Below are 13,581 nucleotides of genomic sequence, written 5' to 3'. Positions count from 1 at the left end.
CGGTTCTCTTCAATAGTTACCCCCATCAAACAAGCAGATCCGGGATAGGTTATGGCCCCTCCCGTTTCTGTCGGCCACCGGCGGTCAGACCAATAAACTCTGACCGGTCATCTCCCTGGGCTGGGGCACGCCGAGGAACTGCAGCAGGGTAGGGGCCACGTCGCCCAGCTTTCCGTTGCCGCGGAACTTCACCTCGTCGGCCGCGGGGCCTACGTACACGACGGGCACCGGGTTGGTGGTGTGGGCGGTATTCACGCTGCCGTCTTCGTTGATCATCACGTCGGAGTTGCCGTGGTCGGCGATCACCAGCGTATGGTAGCCGTGGACGGTAGCCACCGCCAACAGGCGGCCCAGGCACTCGTCGACCGCCTCGGCGGCCCGTATGGCAGCCTCCCATACCCCGGTGTGGCCCACCATATCCGTATTGGCGTAGTTGAGACAGATGAAGTCGGGGGCGTTCTCCTCAATGTCGCGCACGATGGCGTCCGTGACGCCGTAGACGCTCATCTCCGGCTTCTCGTCGTAGGTCTCCACGTCCCGCGGGCTGTCGATGAGGATGCGGCGCTCGCCGGGGAAGGGATCCTCCTGCCCGCCACTGAAGAAGAAGGTGACGTGGGCGTACTTCTCCGTTTCGGCGATGCGCACCTGGGTTTTTCCGGCCTCGCTGACCACCTGTCCCATCGTCTTCGTCAGGTCGTCGGGGGTGAAGAGCACCTCCACGTCCTGGAACTTGTCGTCGTACTGCGTCATGCAGATGTAGCGCAGGTTGCGCAGGCGGTACATCTTCTGCTCGGGGAAGTCTTCCTGCGTCAGGGCCCGGGTGATCTGCCGGGGCCGGTCGGTACGGAAGTTGAAGCAGATCACTACGTCTCCCTCCTCGATGTTGGCCACGGGCTGGCCGTCGGCGTCGGTGAGCACGATGGGCTTGAGGAATTCGTCGGTGGTGCCGGCGTCGTAGTGTTGCTGTACCGTTTCCAGGACGTCGCGGGTCCGCTCTCCCTTCCCGTTCACCATGGCGTGGTAGGCCTCCGCGATGCGTTCCCAGCGCGTATCCCGGTCCATGGCGTAGAAGCGGCCGGTCACGGTTGCAAGCCGGGTGGGCTGGAACTTGATGTGGTCCAGGAGGGTCCGCAGGTAACCCAGTCCGGAGGTGGGGGCCACGTCGCGTCCGTCGGTGAAGGCGTGGATAAACACCTTCTCATTGCCCGCCTCGTGGGCGATGTCGCAGAGGCGCAGCAGGTGCTTGATGTGGCTGTGCACGCCGCCGTCGCTCAGCAGTCCCATCAGGTGTACGGCCTTGTCGTTCTCGCGGGCGTAGACCAGGGCGTTCTGCAGGGCCGCCAGCTGTTCGAGTTCCCCTTCGCGGATGGCCTTGTTGATGCGGGCAAAACTCTGGTAGACCACCCGTCCGGCGCCGATGTTGAGGTGGCCCACTTCGGAGTTGCCCATCTGTCCTTCGGGCAGGCCTACTTCTTCACCGTAGGTGACCAGGGTGGCGTGGGGGTTGGACTGATAGATGCGGTCGAAGTGCGGCGTTTCGGCCTGTGCCAGGGCGTCGGCTTCGGGGCGCTGTCCGAGTCCCCAACCATCGAGAATGACCAGCAGTGTTTTGGCGGCTTTCATGTCGTGCAGATATTTGCCGCGAAGGTAACCACCTTTGGCGGGGACGCGGGTGCCCGGGCGGAAGGGTTTTCGCCGGGGTTTCCGGTGCCTCAGCCCAGAAACTCCAGCCCGAGGGCCACGGCGGTGGTGGCCGCGATAGCGATCAGGTTGACCAGGTCGTTCGTCATCCACCGGCGGCCGCTGATGAGCTGGGTGTCGGGGAGGGCCTCATCACTCAGCCGCCCCGAGGCGGTGCGGTACCGCGCCTGAAGTCCGGCACCCAATACCGAATCCACCAGCATGCCGCCGAAGCCCAGGGCGGTGATGCTGAGGAATAGTGCGGTGGTGTAGTCCGGCAGCAGCACCCAGCCCAGCATTCCGACCAGCCCGGCACCCGCGGCCCCGCCCACAGTTCCTGCTACACTTACCCCTCCGCTCAGGCCCGGTGGAACGGCCTGGAACAGCAGGATGTCATAAGTAGGCTGGCGGTAATACTTGCCGATTTCACTGGCCCAGGTATCGGCCGTGGCCACGGCCATGGGGACGAGTAGGAGTACCGGATCCAGCCCGGCGGCGGCCACCAGTCCGTAAACGCCTCCGTTGCAGATCACCTGGACGGCGTCGCGGGGCTGGTGGTCCTTGGCGTCGGTGGTCGTCACCGCAGCCGGCAGCAGGCGGCCGAGGACGGTACTGCTGATGAAAAAGGCGAGCAAGGGCAGGAGCCAGGGCCAGCCGGCCGTGGCGATCACCGCGATACCCAACGCCCCGGCAGCCAGGGCGCCCCCCGGGGAGAGACTCCGCCTGCGTACCGCATATACGCCGAAGCCGACGGCCGCGAGCAGCCACCAGAGCAGGGTAGGGGCAGCGGCCACCGTCAGGGAGCCTGCTTGGCGATGCGCTTCTGCTCCATATTGCTGTCGTAGATGCAGTAGGCATCGTACTTGGCCCGGTCCGTTTCCGCCCAGATGTCCTTGCCGATGTCGCAGACGGTGATGAGCTCTTCATAGATGAGGTTACCGAGGTCGATGCGCGACTCCACGTGGATGTCGCGGTCGGCTACCTTGTCCTGCTGGATGTTCATGGCCAGTTCGAAGGCCTGGCAGGCCTTGGCCAGCCGTTCGAGGTGGCTTTCGTTCAGGCCGGTATCGGCCAGGAAGTCCCACTGGGCCCGCGCCACGCGGATGACCCGCCGGCCGCAGAACAGGAGCTGGGCATCGGTCATGTCGCCCATCTTGGCGGTGCCGAACTTGCGGTAGCGGCCGGTGCGGTTGCTGAAGGCCAGGCGCACCCTGGTCATCACCGAGCGGATGGCGTGGCGGAGCTGCTCGGCGGCTTCGTATTTCTTGTCGGTGACCACCATCTGGTCGCCCAGCAGCTCGTCGTCGTCGGGCATCTCCACGAAGCGCTGGCAGCGGTCGTAGTAGCCCTTGAGGCGATGGCCGTCGTATTGGTAGCCCCGCTTGAAGTGCTCCAGGTCGCGCTTGGCGAGCCGGATGCTGTCCATGGCCATCTGGTAGAGATCGGCGTCGGGGAAATTGTACTTGCGGTTTACTTTCTGTTTTTTCATGGGCCGGGCGGTAGCAGTAAGGATAAATCTCCAACAAAAATAGGGAAAATGTAAGCCCGCAACAAAATGTGTTTCCGACGGCAGCGCCCCAAATGAAGAAAGGGTAAGCTACCGGCTGGTAGCTTACCCTTGCAAAATCGTTGAGCCGTGAGGCGAGCGGGGGATTACCCGGCAGCCTTGGCTTTCTTGGCGTCCTTCTCGGCGGCCTTCTTCTCGGCGGTTGCGGCCGAGCGCAGGGCACGGGGAACTTCTACCGTAGCCACGGGCTGGCCACCGGGGTTGAGGATCTCAACGCCTTCGGCGGGCTGGATGTCGCGTACCCGGATGCTCTGTCCGAGCTCGAGCTTGCTGATGTCCAGGGTCAGGTGGTCGACCAGGTTCTCGGGAGTGGTCTTGATCTTGATCCGACGAACGTTCACCAGCAGTTTACCACCGCCGCGGACACCGGGGCTGGTGCCGGAGAAGGTAACGGGTACCTCTACCTTGATGCTGCGGCCGTCTTCCAGGGCGAGGAAGTCGATGTGGCGCAGCTCATCGGTGACGGGGTGGAACTGGTAGTCCTTGATGATGGCGCGGTGGGTAGCACCGGCTACGCTGAGCTCCGCGATCCTGAATTCAGGGGTGTAGACCAGGTCCCGAACGTCCAGCGGGTCAATGCTGAAGTGTACGGGATCGCCGGAGCCGTAGACGACGGCGGGAACCCGTCCATTGCGGCGGGCCTCCTTTGATGCTTTCTTTCCCAGGTTTTCGCGGACTTCTCCGCTTACTTTTACAACTTCCATTCGGTAATACTTTCGCGCTGTTTCGCTATCGGCCCGCAAAGATAGGGAGATTATCCCGGCTGAGGTACTATATCGGGTAAAAACTTTAGCGGTCGGTTTTCCGGCCCAACAATGTGGCAGCGCCCGGTTTATAGTTAACGCGGGTTGACTTACCTTGCCCGCAAGAAACTTAAAGATGCAAACAATTATGAAAAGGCTCCTTCCCCTCTTTCTGCTTACCCTGATTATGCTGGCCTGTGGAGGCGGTGAAGAGACGACCTCGGAAGCCCCCGCGGCGGAGACCCCGGCCGTTGCCGCGGCCCAGGATATTGACGTGAAGAAGATCTGGAAGATCCGCTGTATCGCCTGCCACGGCCTCTACGGAGATATGGGCACCAATGGCGCGGCCAACCTCCAGGAATCTACCCGCGACCTCGCCTACCGCGTGAACATCATCACCAACGGCAGCGAGAACGGCATCATGACGCCCTTTAAAGATATCCTTTCTCCCGAAGAGATCGAGGCCATGGCGAAGTACACCATGACCTTCAACGAAAACCTCTAGTCCGCGTGATCGGCGCCCGGCATACCGTTCTGGGCATCATGTCGGGTAGTTCCCTGGACGGGATCGACCTGGCCGTATGCACTTTCCAGCTGAACCCCGCCGCCACCGACCCGGTGGAGGAGTGGTCCGTCGTGGCCGCCGATACCGTAGCCTACCCGGCGGAGTGGAAGGATCGGCTGCAGCGGGCCACGGAGTGCACTACTGCCGAACTGCTGCGGCTGGATGCCGAGCTGGGAGACTGGATCGGGCAGCAGGCCGCCGCCTTTCTCGACGAAAAGCCGCGCCCGGGAATCGTCGGTTGCCACGGGCATACGGTGTACCACGAGCCTGAGCTGGGGTACACCCTGCAGATCGGTCACGGTGCCCGCATCGCTGGCCACCTCGGCGTGCCCGTGGTAACCGACCTGCGGTCGGCCGATATTGCGGCCGGTGGGCAGGGCGCACCCCTGGCCCCGGTGGCCGACCGCCACCTCTTCCCTCAGTACGCTGCCTTCCTGAACCTCGGTGGCATCGCCAATTTCAGCCTCCGCCTCCCCTCCGGCGATTACGCGGCCGGCGACGTGAGCGGCTGCTGTCAGATCATGGACCGCCTGGCCCGGGAAACCGGGGCGGAGTACGACGACGACGGTAAGCTGGCCCGTTCCGGCCATCCGCTACCCGAACTCACCGCTGCCCTCGATGAGCTGCCCTTCCACCGGCGGCCCTCCCCGAAATCCCTCAGCAACCAGTGGGTGGTGGAGGAGCTCTGGCCCGTGATCCGGGATTATCCCGCCTCCGCCGGCGACCGCCTCCACACCTTCTCGGTCTGGCTGGCCGGGGCGATCCGCCGCGAGATCAGCCTGCAGCAAGCGCCCGGTGCCGAGCCATTGTCCGTCCTCGTAAGCGGGGGTGGGGCCCACAACGGGTTCCTGATGGACCAACTGAATACGCAGGCGGAAAACCTGCACTTTACCGCGGAGCCGGGGCCTACCACCGACTTCAAGGAAGCCGCCCTGGTGGCCCTCTGCGCCCTGCTGCGACAGGAAGGGTTGCCCAACAGCCTGGCCTCGGCCACGGGGGCCGACCGCGATACGATCAATGGCGCCCTCTATGCCGCCTGATCTCCTCCTTACCGGCGCTACCGGATTCATCGGTTACTACCTGTCGCGCACCCTGGCTGCGGCGGGCCGTCCCTTCATCGCCCTGGTGCGCCCGGATTCGGATACTGACAAACTGGCCGAACTCGGAGAATGGTGTACCCTGCGGGAAGGCGACGTCACCGACCCCGAAAGCCTGGCCGACGCCCTGGAGGGTGTCGACACCGTGGTGCACGCGGCCGCGCGGGTATCCTTCCAGGCGGGTGACGAGGACGAAATGCTGAAGGTGAACGCCGGCGGCACCGCCAATCTGGTCAATATGATGCTCGAATGCGGTACGCCCCGGCTGGTCTACCTCAGTTCCGTAGCCGCCCTGAACCGGGTGGACGGCGGTCCGCCCACGGGCATCGACGACCGCTGGCCGCTGGAAGAAATCCCCACCGCCTACGGGCGGTCAAAATTCGCCGCCGAACGGGAAGTCTGGCGCGGACAGGCCGAGGGCCTTTCCGTGGCGGCCCTCTATCCCTCTATCGTGCTTGGCGCCGGCGACTGGAACGGACAGAACACTCCGGGCCTCTGGCGGCGGGCGGCGGACGGGGCGCGGGCTTACCCCCGGGGCGCAACGGGATTCGTGGACGTGCGCGACGTGGCCCGGGCCGTACTCACGGTGATCGACCGGCGCATCGACCGCGACCGCTTCCTGCTGAACGCAGCGAATTTGAGCTGGCGTGAAGCCCTCACGGCCATTGCCGAGAGCGTTTCCGCGCCGGCACCGGCCATCCCGGTGTCGCGCTGGCAGTCTTCTTTACTGTGGCCCCTGGAGGGACTCCGGTCGTTGGCCACCGGCCGGCCTCCGCTGATCACCCACGACAGCCACCGGAATGCCCAGGCTTCCTACCGCTACGACGGGCGACCCTACGTGGAAGCAACGGGTAACGAATACATTCCCATCGCCGATACCATCCGGGAGGTTGGCCAGGCCTTCCACCTCAGCCGCACCCTCGGGGAGGGGCTGCCGGCTACCTACGTACCGCTGCTTACGGCGGGCTAGGCGTTAGACCAACCGGCTTACCTGGGCGTCCGCGCCGATGCGGAAAGTTTCCGGGTCCGTCCCTTCCAACCCTTCGAGTTGCAACAGGCCAGGGCGCTTGCCCACTTCCAGGCTGCCCAGTTCACCATCGAACTGCAGGGCCTCGGCCCCGTTGAGGGTGGCCCACCGCAGCAGGGCGGGGAAGGGGACGTAGCTCTGGAACCGGCTGATGGTCCGCATTTCCTCCAGCACGCTCAGTTGCCAGTTGGAGGTCAGGCTGTCCGTGCCAATGCACACCCGCGCACCGGCATCCAGGAAGCGGTCGTAGCGGGGCAGGCGGTTCTCGATGTAGAGGTTGGCGTTGGGGCAGGTCACCCAGTACACCCCGTTCTCGCCCCAGGTTTCGGCGGCCAGGATGGCCTCCGGACGGGTCAGGGTGTTGTGCACGAACAGGGTTCGCTTGCGGGGATCCATCCGCTGCAGGGCATGGTAGATGGAAGGGGTACCCGGCGCCTCAAATCCGTTGAGGTTGGCACCGAACCCGGCGAAAAAGTCGGGGAACTCCCCATTTCCCGTGAGGAAGAGTTCGTCTTCAGCCTCCGTCTCCTGGTTGTGGATGCTCACCGATTCATTCCCCTCATTCAGGGCGTTGATCAGGGGGTAGAGGGCATCACTTACGGTGTAGGGGGCGTGGGGCACGGCGCTCTTCGGCTCCGGTTGGGCCGCGTAGGCGGGCTGGTAGAGGTCGTAGCTGGCCCGCGCCCGGTCGGGCTGGAGGAAGTCAAACATCTCCACGAAACTGTAGTAGTGGATCGGGCTTTCCCGTTTCACCTCCGCCGTATCCGCCTTGTTGCAGATGTCGCCGACGGCCTGGATGCCATTTTGCCACATCAGCCGGTCCTGTTCGCGGATCGCCGCGTCGATTTCCTCCTGGGGGACTTCGCGGAGGGTGACCACGTCAACCAGGAAAGGCAGCAGGGTTTTGCCCGTCTGGCTTTTTCCACTCAGGTGGCTGAGTTCCAGGTGGCAGTGGGCATTTACGAAGCCGGGGATCAGGAGGCCATCTACGCGGGTGGGCGCGGCCGCGGGTGCCGTGAACCCGGGAGCGCCGGGGTCCAGGACGTCGGTAATCCTTCCGGTGTCGTCCAGGACTACGATCCCGTCCTTGATGGGTTCTGAGGCAATGGGGTAGAGGTAGTCGGCGGTATAGCTGGGCATGCCGCGAAGGTAGCCACCCCCCGAACATCTGCCCGGAGACCACGCTTACTTTTCACGTCCCGGCCCCCGTCCGCGACAACCAATCACCAACCCCCCGCCCATGCGTTACCTCTATCTGCTGCTGTTGCTGCTGCCCCTCCTATCCTGCAACGTCGAACCCGACACCACCGGCACCCAAACCGTAAACGTTACGCCCGACACCCTGAGCGACGAGCGGCTGCGGGCCCCCGACGAGCTCTTCGGGGAACTCTTCCGGGAGGTGCAGATGCAGCAGCTCTTCGACGACGGCAAGACCTTCGTGGATATGGTGCCGCGCAGCAGCGCCGCGGAGATCATGCGCGACTACGAAAACCGGAAGGGAACGGGAGACTTCAACCTGCGGGCCTTCGTCAGCGGACACTTCGATCCACCGATGACCCCGGAGAGCGGCTTCGTGAGCGACGGAAACCGGTCCATCTCCGAACACATCAACGCCCTCTGGCCCGTCCTCACCCGCGAGGCCGGCAGCGACGAGGGCAGCGCCGGCAGCCTCATCGTGTTGCCGGAGGACTACATCGTCCCCGGGGGGCGCTTCCGGGAGGTGTACTACTGGGACAGCTACTTTACCATGCTGGGACTGGCCACGGCGGGGCGGGACACCCTGGTACGGGATATGGTAGAGAACTTCGCCTACCTGATCCGGGAGATCGGCTTCATCCCCAACGGCAACCGGACCTACTACCTGACCCGGTCACAGCCCCCTTTCTTTTCGTTGATGGTCGACGTGCTGGCCGGCATTGAAGGGGAAGAGGTCTACGCCGAGTTTCTGGAGGAGATGCAAACCGAGCACGCCTTCTGGATGGACGGGCAGGAACGAACGGGCCCGGACAACCGCGCCGTCAATCACGTGGTATGGATGGCCGACAGCACCTACCTGAACCGCTACTACGATGCGGGCGACCGGCCGCGGGCCGAGAGCTACCGTGAGGACGTGATGACCATCCGGGAGAGCGGGCGCGACAGCCAGTTGGTGGCCCGGCACCTGCGCTCCGCCGCCGAATCCGGCTGGGACTTCAGCGCCCGCTGGTTTGCCGATGGACAGAACCTGTCCACCATCATCACCACCGACATCGTGCCCCCCGATCTGAACGCCCTGCTGTACCACCTGGAAGTCACCATTGCCGAGCACACCGAACTGATCCCGGAGAAGGAAGCCTGGCAACGCCGCGCCGAACGCCGGAAAGCGGCCCTGGACACCTACCTCTTCAACCCCGCCAGCAACTGGTACGAGGACCTCAACTGGACCACCGGAGCATTCACGGGCTACCATACCCTGGCCGGGGTGTATCCCCTCTTCGTGGAAGCGGCCAGTCCCGATCAGGCCCGGCTAGTGGCCCGGAAGCTGGAAAGCGACTTCCTGGCCCCCGGAGGATTGCGCACGAGCCTGCGGGAAACCGGTCAGCAGTGGGACGCGCCCAACGGCTGGCCGCCCCTGCAGTGGATGGCCTACGCCGGTCTGCGCAACTACGGTTACGACGCCCTGGCGGAGACGATCCGCCAGCGGTGGATGGACAACAACGAGCGGGTGTACGAAAACGTCGACAAGATGGTCGAGAAGTACAACGTGGAGGACATCACCCTCGAGGCGGGTGGGGGAGAGTACCCCGTCCAGGATGGTTTCGGCTGGAGCAACGGCGTGTACCTGCGGATGTCGATGCCGCCGGCCGACGCATCTACGACGCGGCGGTAGTGGATTCCAGGCTGAGCGCGATCTCGTCCCACAGGCCGATGCGGCGGCGCAGGGCTTCGCGGGCTACGGCTTCGGCCTCGGCCCACTTCTGGGCGTCCTGTCCGCAGAGCTCGGCCACCATGGCCTCCGAGAGGGGTCCGTGGTCGTCGCCGTCCAGTTCGATGTGGCGCTCGAGGTAGTACACCAGCCGGGGAAAGCGGCTTTTGTCTTCGGGTGATTCATTCAGGATCTCGATGAAGAGTTCCGGAATGATGCTTTCGCGACCAAAGGTGAAGGCCGCGGCGATCTGGTGGACCTTCCCCGTGGTGATCAGTTCAAAGGTGTAGTCCACGAAGCGGGCAACACCGGGTAACAACTCCGCTCGCCGCAGTTGGTCGCGGGCGTCATCCAGTCCGTTGATCGACGCCACGAGCCGGCGGACGGAGGCCGTATCCGCCCCGATCTCTTCCATGGCATCCAGGTAGAGTTCGTAGTGGCTTGCCGGTACCCCGTGCAGGTCTACGTCGGTTTCCTCGCCGAGGACAATCTCGTTGATGAAGCGGGCGGTGCGTGCGTTGGGGCGGGGCTTCCAGGGCAGGGTGGTGCAGGTGAGCTCGTTCTGCAGGGCCTTGAGCAGCGACATGAAGTCCCACACCGCAAAGACGTGCTGCTCCATGAAGCCGCGAATGTCGTCGGTATCGCGCAGCATCCGGTAGATGCGGTGGGTGGTCAGTTGTTCGCGCAGGGGGGCCAGGGCCCGTTCAATGGTAGATATATCTGACATGCCAGTGGTTTTGGAAGTCAGGAAACGGCACCGGGCCCGATCGGTTGCGCCAGTGGCCGACCTAAACGATACGTGATTGGGGTTGATTCAGCCGCCGCCAGATGGCCAGCAGGGCCACGATGCCCACGGCGGCCACTACTCCGGCGATCAGCGTTGCACTCAGGTTTCCATAGAGGTAGAATCCGGAAGCGAACAGTATGGAGTAGATGGTGATGGCCCCCACCAGCATCGCCAGGAGCCGTAATGGGAGCTGTCCGTCGGCGCCGGCATCCAGCTGGGCGGGCAGGCTCTTCACGACCGGGTTCCAACCGGGTCCTCCAGGACGGGTAGTGGTATAAAAGTGCTGCAGGGTGGCCAGGTCGGTGGGACGGGTGGCGAAGGTCACCGTGAGCCAGCCCACGGTGGTGATGGCGATGCCCAGCAACAGTTTGGTGTATCCGGCCAGCTCGGGCAGGCCCAGGGGCACCCAGGCGAACTCCAGAAAGAGGGCCACGGCGAAGGAAATGAACATGCCCGCGATCTCGGTGTAGGCGTTGATGCGCCACCAGAACCACCGCAGGATGAAGATCAGTCCGGTGCCCGCCCCGATCTGCAGCAGGATGGCGAAGGCCTGCAGGGCGTTGGAGAGGGCCAGTGCCAGGAAAGCGGCCATAACCATGAGCAGGACGGTGCTGATGCGGCCGATGAGAACCAAACGGTCTTCGCTGGCCTCGGGATTTACGAAGCGGTGGTACCAGTCGTGGACCACGTAGCTAGAGCCCCAGTTCAGGTGGGTGGAGAGGGTCGACATCACCGCCGCGATGAGGGAGGCGATGACCAGCCCCAAAAGTCCGGTAGGCAGAAAACTGAGCATGGCGGGGTAGGCCAGGTCGTCGTTGATCACGCTGGGGGCTACGTTCGGGAACGCCTCGGCGATGCTGTCCAGGTCGGGGAAGACCACGATGGACGCCAGGGCAATGAGGATCCACGGCCACGGGCGCAGGGCGTAGTGGAAGGCATTGAACAGCAGGGTAGCGCCCACGGCGTGGTTTTCGTTTTTGGCGGCCAGCATCCGCTGGGCCACGTAGCCGCCGCCGCCGGGTTCGGCGCCGGGGTACCACACGCTCCACCACTGCACCGCAATGGGTACCACGAAGAGGGGGACGTACACCTCCGGATTGTCGAAATCCGGAATCAGGTCGAGTTTTTCCGTCACCTCGGGGTGAGAGAACAGCCCGTCCAGACCACCAATGGCCGGCAGGTTGATGACCACGTAGGCCGCCCAAATGGCCCCCACCATGGCGAAGGTGAACTGGACGAAGTCGGTAAGGATGACCCCCTTAAGTCCACCGGAAGCCGAATAAATGACCGTCACGACGGAAACCAGCATAACGGTGGTGATGGGGTCGATGTCGAGCAGCACGCCCGCAATCTTGATGCCCGCCAGACAGACGGTGGCCATGATCATGACGTTGAAGAACACCCCTAAATAGATGGCCCGGAACTGCCGCAGGAAGCGGGCCGGTCCGCCGGCGTACCTCAACTCGTAGAATTCCAGGTCGGTCATCACCCCGGAGCGCCGCCACAGCCGGGCGTAGACGAAGACCGTCAGCATACCCGTCAGCAGGAAGGCCCACCAGGCCCAGTTGCCGGCGACCCCCTGTTTGCGGACGATGTCGGTCACCAGGTTTGGGGTGTCGGCCGAGAAGGTGGTGGCCACCATCGATACGCCGAGCAACCACCAGGGCATGTTGCGTCCCGAAAGGAAGAAGTCCTGGGTAGACTTGCCGGAGCCGCGACTGGCCCACATGCCGATGGCGAGGGTGACGGCGAAAAAGAGGAATACGATGATCCAGTCGAGAGAGGTAAGCTGCATAGGTGGTGTAAAAGTGCGGGTTCAAGGTAGATAAAACGGCCGGATTCCGGCTAACTAATGCGCGGGAGCCCGGCGGGCATTTTACGACGGTGAAGGGGGGCGGTCTTGACATCCCGCATTTCCGGCTGAAAACAATTTGGTCGCTTTTGGGGTACCTTTACCTTGTGAAGTGGATCGTTCCGGTACTGATCTGTTGGTTGTTGGGCTCGACGAATCTCGCCGCCCAGGACGAGTTGCGCGTCGCCACGGCCCCGGATCCCGGCAGCACCCACCTGGTGCCCGCGGCGGCCTACCCGAGTTACGATTTCTACGAGCGTATTATGTACGACTTGTCGCGGCGCTACCCCGACCGCTGCCGCCTGGAGGTCTGGGGTACCCTCCCTTCGGGGCGCCGGATCCTGGTACTGCAACTGGCCCGCGGCCTGCGCGAGCGGCCCGCCCGCCCAAGGGTGCTGTGCACGGCGACGATGCACGGGGATGAGCTGGCGGGCTACTGGGTACTGCTGCGATTGGCCGAATCCCTTCTGGAAAAGGATCCCACCGGCCTGCTCGACGACGTGGCCCTCTACATCAATCCCCTGGCCAACCCCGACGGTGCCTTCCGCGCCGGCAATCATAGCCTGGCCGCCGCCCACCGCGGCAACGCCAACGGGGTGGACCTCAACCGGAACTATCCTGATCCGGACGACGGTCGCTATCCCGACGGCAACGACCACCAACCCGAAACCCGCATCTTCATGCGGGCGGCCGATACCCACGGGTTTGACCTGGCCATCAATTTCCACGGGGGCGCGGAACTCTTCAACTATCCCTGGGATACCTTCCGCAACCGCCACCCCGATACCGACTGGTGGCGGGAGGTGAGCCGGGAATTTGCCCAGCAGGCCCAGCAGGACAGCCACCTCGGGGAATACTTCAAGGACCGGGCCAACGGCACCACCAACGGCCACGACTGGTACCCCATCGCCGGCTCCCGCCAGGACTACATGAACTACTTTCACCGGACCCGGGAGGCGACGGTTGAAATCACCAATACCAAGCGCTTCCCCTCGGCCAGCCTGCCGAACCTGTGGCTGTCGATCCGGGGAGCCCTGCTCAACTACCTGAACGAGGCACGCTACGGTATTCACGGCGTGGTGACCGACCGCATTACGGGGCGCCCCCTGCGGGCCCACGTCACCATTCCCGGTCACGACGAAATGAACTCCTCCGTTTATACGGATTACGGCAGCGGCGATTTCTACCGCTACCTTTCGGCGGGTACCTACCGGCTGGTCATTGCCGCCCCGGGGTATCAGTCCCGCAGCCTTATTGTAAGTTTACGCGACAACCAGCGGCGGTTCCTGCAGGTAGCTTTGGAGCGCCTGCCGGATGCCGATCCCGCCCGCAAAAAATAGGGTAGTGGCCACCGGCCG

Annotated in this window: 12 protein-coding genes; 5 read left to right on the top strand and 7 right to left on the bottom strand. The window is 63.9% G+C overall.

The annotated features are described in order from the left end of the window. Window positions 1-84 precede the first annotated feature (84 nt). The 4 genes from gpmI to CGL56_RS01995 form a co-directional block, all read right to left on the bottom strand. The gene (gene gpmI, locus CGL56_RS02010) at window positions 85-1,623 is read right to left on the bottom strand and encodes a 2,3-bisphosphoglycerate-independent phosphoglycerate mutase (RefSeq protein WP_099104820.1); all 1,539 of its coding nucleotides are present in this window, start codon (window positions 1,621-1,623) and stop codon (window positions 85-87) included. Window positions 1,624-1,712: 89 nt separating this feature from the next. Beyond that, entirely contained in the window at window positions 1,713-2,474 is a 762-nt protein-coding gene (locus CGL56_RS02005; RefSeq protein ID WP_167641515.1) for a DUF92 domain-containing protein, read from the bottom strand. Window positions 2,475-2,476: 2 nt separating this feature from the next. Next, window positions 2,477-3,169, bottom strand: a complete 693-nt coding sequence (locus CGL56_RS02000) for a hypothetical protein (RefSeq protein ID WP_099104818.1) — start codon at window positions 3,167-3,169, stop codon at window positions 2,477-2,479. Window positions 3,170-3,333: 164 nt separating this feature from the next. Then, the gene (locus tag CGL56_RS01995) at window positions 3,334-3,951 is read right to left on the bottom strand and encodes a 50S ribosomal protein L25 (RefSeq protein ID WP_099104817.1); all 618 of its coding nucleotides are present in this window, start codon (window positions 3,949-3,951) and stop codon (window positions 3,334-3,336) included. 187 nt (window positions 3,952-4,138) lie between these two features. Between CGL56_RS01995 and CGL56_RS01990 the strand changes: the two genes are divergently transcribed. Genes CGL56_RS01990 through CGL56_RS01980 form a run of 3 tightly spaced genes read left to right on the top strand, consistent with a single transcriptional unit; the run spans window position 4,139 to window position 6,622 of the window. After that, complete coding sequence (locus CGL56_RS01990; protein ID WP_167641516.1) at window positions 4,139-4,495, top strand: c-type cytochrome; 357 nt, start codon at window positions 4,139-4,141, stop codon at window positions 4,493-4,495. Between the two features lie 5 nt (window positions 4,496-4,500). Continuing rightward, complete coding sequence (locus tag CGL56_RS01985) at window positions 4,501-5,595, top strand: anhydro-N-acetylmuramic acid kinase (protein WP_099104815.1); 1,095 nt, start codon at window positions 4,501-4,503, stop codon at window positions 5,593-5,595. Then, on the top strand, window positions 5,585-6,622 hold the full coding sequence (locus tag CGL56_RS01980; protein WP_167641517.1) for an NAD-dependent epimerase/dehydratase family protein: 1,038 nt from the start codon (window positions 5,585-5,587) through the stop codon (window positions 6,620-6,622). Before CGL56_RS01985 ends, CGL56_RS01980 begins: the two co-directional genes overlap by 11 nt. Before the next feature lie 3 nt (window positions 6,623-6,625). On the opposite strand, the gene CGL56_RS01975 is transcribed toward CGL56_RS01980, so the two are convergent. Continuing rightward, window positions 6,626-7,819: an amidohydrolase family protein gene (locus CGL56_RS01975; protein WP_167641518.1), complete on the bottom strand. Its 1,194-nt coding sequence runs from the start codon at window positions 7,817-7,819 to the stop codon at window positions 6,626-6,628. A gap of 100 nt (window positions 7,820-7,919) precedes the next feature. Between CGL56_RS01975 and treF the strand changes: the two genes are divergently transcribed. After that, window positions 7,920-9,548 (top strand): alpha,alpha-trehalase TreF, encoded by a 1,629-nt coding sequence (treF, locus tag CGL56_RS01970; protein ID WP_099104813.1) that lies wholly within the window; start codon window positions 7,920-7,922, stop codon window positions 9,546-9,548. Here treF and CGL56_RS01965 read toward each other — a convergent pair. Then, entirely contained in the window at window positions 9,532-10,311 is a 780-nt protein-coding gene (locus CGL56_RS01965) for a DUF3050 domain-containing protein (RefSeq protein ID WP_099104812.1), read from the bottom strand. The genes treF and CGL56_RS01965 overlap by 17 nt on opposite strands. Before the next feature lie 61 nt (window positions 10,312-10,372). Next, a complete protein-coding gene (locus CGL56_RS01960; protein ID WP_099104811.1) occupies window positions 10,373-12,166 on the bottom strand; it encodes a sodium:solute symporter family protein in 1,794 nt (597 codons plus the stop codon). A 164-nt stretch (window positions 12,167-12,330) separates the two neighbouring features. On the opposite strand from CGL56_RS01960, the gene CGL56_RS01955 reads away from it, so the two are divergent. Beyond that, window positions 12,331-13,563, top strand: coding sequence for a M14 family zinc carboxypeptidase (locus CGL56_RS01955; RefSeq protein WP_099104810.1), 1,233 nt, complete (start codon window positions 12,331-12,333; stop codon window positions 13,561-13,563). Window positions 13,564-13,581: the final 18 nt, after the last annotated feature.

The organism is Neolewinella marina (assembly GCF_002631205.1).
GTDB lineage: Bacteria > Bacteroidota > Bacteroidia > Chitinophagales > Saprospiraceae > Neolewinella > Neolewinella marina.
This window is presented reverse-complemented; position numbering and strand designations above follow the sequence as displayed.

Coding starts and splice junctions, on each gene's coding strand:
- CGL56_RS01980 (WP_167641517.1), top strand. CDS start 5,585: ATGCCGCCTGATCTCCTCCTTACCGGCGCTACCGGATTCATCGGTTAC.
- CGL56_RS01960 (WP_099104811.1), bottom strand. CDS start 12,166: ATGCAGCTTACCTCTCTCGACTGGATCATCGTATTCCTCTTTTTCGCC.
- CGL56_RS02000 (WP_099104818.1), bottom strand. CDS start 3,169: ATGAAAAAACAGAAAGTAAACCGCAAGTACAATTTCCCCGACGCCGAT.
- CGL56_RS01965 (WP_099104812.1), bottom strand. CDS start 10,311: ATGTCAGATATATCTACCATTGAACGGGCCCTGGCCCCCCTGCGCGAA.
- gpmI (WP_099104820.1), bottom strand. CDS start 1,623: ATGAAAGCCGCCAAAACACTGCTGGTCATTCTCGATGGTTGGGGACTC.
- treF (WP_099104813.1), top strand. CDS start 7,920: ATGCGTTACCTCTATCTGCTGCTGTTGCTGCTGCCCCTCCTATCCTGC.
- CGL56_RS01990 (WP_167641516.1), top strand. CDS start 4,139: ATGAAAAGGCTCCTTCCCCTCTTTCTGCTTACCCTGATTATGCTGGCC.
- CGL56_RS01995 (WP_099104817.1), bottom strand. CDS start 3,951: ATGGAAGTTGTAAAAGTAAGCGGAGAAGTCCGCGAAAACCTGGGAAAG.
- CGL56_RS01975 (WP_167641518.1), bottom strand. CDS start 7,819: ATGCCCAGCTATACCGCCGACTACCTCTACCCCATTGCCTCAGAACCC.